Origin of the sequence: Micromonospora sp. AMSO12t (assembly GCF_008806585.1) — a bacterium.
Classification (GTDB): Bacteria; Actinomycetota; Actinomycetes; order Mycobacteriales; family Micromonosporaceae; genus Micromonospora; species Micromonospora reichwaldensis.
In genome coordinates this window covers 1-460 of record NZ_WAAS01000616.1, presented here as the reverse complement: position 1 = coordinate 460, position 460 = coordinate 1, and the positions used below count along the sequence as shown (strand labels likewise).

Genomic DNA, 460 nt, shown 5'->3' with positions numbered 1-460 from the left:
AGGCGCTACCGCCCTCGAAGGAGGTGGACGACCCCGGTACCTGGCTGAGTCTTTTCGCGGCCGTGACCGCGGTGATCCTCGTCAGCCTTGCGGGCATCGTCGGCGTGCATACCCTCCTACAGGGCTGGCCGGCGGGACGGGACTCTCTTCGCACCGCACGCCCCGCCCTGCTCACTGCGGCGATCAACGTCTCGCTCGGTTTGATCATTCTGATCGCGGTCACGACCACCTGGTGGTCGTTGGTGCTGCTGATTGCACTCGGCGTGGCCCTGGTTCTGGTTTACCGCTCCTACGCGGAGTTCTTCCGGCAACACCGGACGCTGGCCGCGATGTACGACCTGACCCGCGCAATCGGGGAGCGCGGTCAGGACGGGACGCTCGTCGATGCTCTCCTGGGTCGGGTCAGGGCCCTGATGCAGGCCGAGTACGCGACTCTGTGGCTGCCCGCCCTGGGCCGCCA

General features: G+C 67.4%; 1 pseudogene. It reads left to right on the top strand.

The features are described 5' to 3' along the window. Positions 1-23 precede the first annotated feature (23 nt). Positions 24-460 (top strand): annotated as a pseudogene (locus F6X68_RS33210) (diguanylate cyclase); the annotation flags it as partial.